This window comes from Oligoflexia bacterium, assembly GCA_034439615.1.
Lineage (GTDB): Bacteria > Bdellovibrionota > Bdellovibrionia > JABDDW01 > JABDDW01 > JAWXAT01.
Genome location: JAWXAT010000064.1, coordinates 1 through 3841, shown reverse-complemented (window position 1 = coordinate 3841; position 3841 = coordinate 1). Strand labels below are relative to the sequence as shown.

Sequence of the window (3841 nt, the reverse complement as noted above, 5' to 3'; positions counted from 1 at the left end):
GTTCCTTTCAGTGTGGTAACTAAAAGTGTGACATGACTTTGTTGCCTGGCCTTTATCTAATTCCTTTAACCTATTGCAGTAATATCTTGAATTCGGGAAGCTTATTTTGCGAAATCCTGAAGAAATCGCCAGGTTTCCCAAAAAGGTTCAAAATGACTTATTAAAACTAAGAAAAGAAATAGTGGCCTATATTAACCAAAATGCGGAGTCTATTTTACTACTCAAATTTTTGGCCATAACTAATTTAAACCTGCAAATAAAACTCATTGATCAGGGCCACATCAATAAAGATGAAGTAGAAATCCTCATTGATAGATCTGTCAAAATGAATTTTTTAGGCGAACAAACGGTCACTGTGTGCGTAGAAACAAACTATGGAAATGCACTAACATCTGGCTCAATGTCTGGAATTTTTTCTGCGTCATTTAGCCATGAGAAGTTCGCCCATGCGGAGACAGAGTGCAAATCCACAATCAACGAACTCAGCGTCGATACACGAAACCCGAGAGATGTATTTTTGGTCAACTTCTCGATGTTGGATGCAAAAATACTTGAACTAGCAAAATTTGCGGATCTTAAATTACTTTGGACCCGTGATGTAACTTATAGCTTTCCAGCATTTAATAACCCTTACTACAGATAACTAGGAGAACTTATGAAAACTAAACTTATACTAACTGCAGTCTTGTTAACTTCAAATATGGCTTCTGCTTTTGAACTCTTTGGTTGGTTCAATGACGACCCTACGCCCCCAACGCCATCTATAGAGGTAGAACTGCCGGCAAGTCCATCTAAGGTTAATTATCAAGAGGTCTTTGATTCTGCGGCCGAATCGCTGCGAAAAATAGAAAACTTGTTAGAGCAAGGTAAATTTGGTGAGGCCTTACAGGCATCCAAAGATAATCTGGATTTTATTCGTATCAAGTCTGGTGTGGACCCTAAGGCCAAATTTAATGAAAAAATAAAAGTTAAAGGTATTCTCATAAATACTGACTTGAACCGCAGTTTTTCAGACTTATCAAACACCCAGAGAGACTCAATTGCTGAAGCAGCGGCACAACATAAGAGGGGCTTTTATCTTGACCTCTTAAATTTTTCAAAAAGATCACAACTCCTCTATCTTAAGGCAAAATATAGCATCCTTAGAGAAAAGGGAACTTTATCGGAAAATGATCTCAGCCAGATTAAAAGACGCTTAGTCGAAATAGTTAATATTCCCATCTATGTTGCTGATGCCAATGCCGTAGATGTTTACCTGGTTTTTGACTCAGATATGGCGCAAGTTGAGCATATAGAGATGTTTAACCACGAGGTTGAAGACTTTTATATTGCGGCCACCCAAAATAACTCCACCACTTTTTTTACAACCGCGAGTCAGGAGAGAGAAAAAACTATCGCGGCTCACAAGAAGAGTGTCAGTTATTTTTCTGAGGGTAGGTTTATAAGTTGTCAAAACGCACTTCTCATATCGACGGCAAAAACATTCAAGCCTAATCTCCTTTTTCGGGATAAGAAAGAAGTTGCACAAATATGCAGTAATGGCCAAGCCTACGCTGACTGTGTCCTACAAAAAGTCATGACTATTAAAGATTACTACAGGGATACGCATATCTATACCATTGAAGAAGCGAAAAATATTTGTAGGGGTAATTAATCAATATTCTTTAAATACAGGTGCCGTCGGTGATTAGGCCGACGACACCCCAAGGAAATACTCTAACATCTAAGTTTAAGTGGCTCGTTAACGGCAGTAATCACTTTGCCGATTTAGATTCAGAAGCTTTTTTTTCTTCATCAATTCGAAGCTCTAACCAAACCCCAATCCTATCTGTGGGAGCGAAATCACGTAGGGATCAAGTTAAAAGTACTGCCAGCCCTTAGGCCAAAAGCGCAGGAAGTAGCTAATGGCAGGCGAGAAAAGCCACAAAGTATATAATAAATTCTGTGGTTTTTTAAAAACCACAGTTTGTGGTTAAACCTCTTGCGGGATCAAGCAGATTGTCATATGTAGTCTCCATGAAACGAGATCCACTGGTCGAAATTTTAAGAACTGATTTTGGGCGCAAGAAGATGCGCAATAAGTCCTATTCGCTTCGATCATATTCTAGAGATTTGGGTGTTGACCCCAGCAACCTTAGTAAAATAATCAATCAACAAAAATCGATCGGCGTCCGCTTGAGAAAAACTTTGGCTAAAAAACTGGGCTTCGAAGTAAATGAGATCGCAAGTTGGTTAATGCCGGCAGCTCAGGAAAAAACGAGCGATAAAGAATATTCTCAGCACGGTGTCGAGGTTTTTCAGATCGTGTCGGAATGGCAACACTATGCTATTTTAGAATTATTCAAATTAAAGGAGTTTACCTTTAGCTTTGAAGAAGTAGCCCAATGGTTGGGAATCAGTCTGAATGAAGCTAGAAAATCGATAAAACGTCTGCAAGATGCTGGTTTACTAAAATTTGGCCAAGAATTAAAAGAATGGCTACCTTCTGAGAGTTCGAGTTCATCAATTCTTAGTATCGCCACCAGCAAAGCTCATCGCGAGCAACAAAAACAAATTCTTGAAGGCGGTATTGATGCACTAAAAATGGTCCCCATTGAAAAGCGCTCACAATCTTCCATGACCATGGCGATTGATACCAAAAAATTAACTGAGGCAAAACAACTTATCAAAACTTTTCGCCGAGACATGGGCCGGCTACTAGCATCCGGCAAGAGTTTAGATGAAGTCTATCAACTTTCGATTTCGCTTTACCCTGTAACCAAAAATAGAATTAAAAACAAAACTAAAGGAGAATTGTGTGAATAAAATAATTTTTTTAGCGGTATTAATGACAAGCTCGATGACTCTTGCAAATCGTGAATCCGGTGGTCGTGTTGCAGCCTCGACTGTCTATGTGAAGTTTAATAGCATAGGAACTGGAATTGATTCTAAAACGCAAGTTGTTCTACAGAAATATATTGCCCGAGCCAAAAAAGCGAAGAAAATTTCTGATTATACCTATGAGCAAAGAGGTCGTGAGGGCGAGGCGATATATTGTGTGAGTTTAGTAACTGCCCTTGATCGCGTCTTAATGATCAAGTCTCTTGCTCCATACATAATTTCTGACACCAAACGTATTGGTGAACGGCGTACAACGGTTTTTGTGGGTACTGAATGTCGAAATATTGATAGTGCCACAGAACAAGATATTGGAGCTTACCTTAAGTACTAGATGGAGTGGCAGCAATACTTGAAGTCAACTGATTGCTGCCCGCAATCAGTTTCTCGCCTGCAATAATAATTAGGTTTGTTTGCCTATTTTGGGTTTGCTACATCTAATTAACAAGGAGAGAAAAATGAAATCAATATTTACTTTAGTAATGCTAACTTCAGCTGTCAGCCAGGCCAGCTACTACTGTGAAGTTAAGTGCAAGTCGGTCAACAACGCCATTTTGTTTAATAACTATTGGGACTATAAAGAAAACCCGTGGTCTGACCTTCAGGAATATTGCAAGGATTTAGGCGGAGATATTCTAAAACAAACTGACATGGTTATGGGTTGCCCTCGTCAAAACGTTGTTTGTGCGAAAAGCGGCACTGAGACAACAAATGAAGGATCAGCTTACGGTGATGAATTACCAAAAGTGAAAGCACAAGCGCGAAAGGATTGCTTTGAATCATTACCGATAGAACACGACTGCGTGAACCGATTTGAAAAAGGTAGGACTGTGATCCTTTCTGAAAACTGTCGCTAGCATTCTTTACCTGGAGTTTTTCGGTCAAGTTTTGTTACTCCAGATTTTCGAAAAAAATCCCAAAAGCCACTATTGTGCGTCTTTTGGGATGAAAGGCCTTCGACCCT

Annotated in this window: 5 protein-coding genes; all 5 read left to right on the top strand. The window is 39.5% G+C overall.

The window, feature by feature from the left end:
- The first annotated feature begins 106 nt into the window (after positions 1 to 106).
- The 5 genes from SGI74_14370 (at position 107) to SGI74_14350 (ending at position 3734) form a co-directional block, all read left to right on the top strand.
- Entirely contained in the window at positions 107 to 643 is a 537-nt protein-coding gene (locus SGI74_14370) for a hypothetical protein (GenBank protein MDZ4678679.1), read from the top strand.
- A 12-nt stretch (positions 644 to 655) separates the two neighbouring features.
- A complete protein-coding gene (locus SGI74_14365; protein MDZ4678678.1) occupies positions 656 to 1654 on the top strand; it encodes a hypothetical protein in 999 nt (332 codons plus the stop codon).
- A gap of 314 nt (positions 1655 to 1968) precedes the next feature.
- On the top strand, positions 1969 to 2805 hold the full coding sequence (locus tag SGI74_14360; protein ID MDZ4678677.1) for a DUF4423 domain-containing protein: 837 nt from the start codon (positions 1969 to 1971) through the stop codon (positions 2803 to 2805).
- Entirely contained in the window at positions 2798 to 3211 is a 414-nt protein-coding gene (locus tag SGI74_14355; GenBank protein MDZ4678676.1) for a hypothetical protein, read from the top strand. The genes SGI74_14360 and SGI74_14355 overlap by 8 nt, the downstream gene beginning before the upstream one ends.
- A 124-nt stretch (positions 3212 to 3335) precedes the next feature.
- Positions 3336 to 3734, top strand: a complete 399-nt coding sequence (locus SGI74_14350; protein MDZ4678675.1) for a hypothetical protein — start codon at positions 3336 to 3338, stop codon at positions 3732 to 3734.
- The last annotated feature ends 107 nt before the right edge of the window (positions 3735 to 3841 follow it).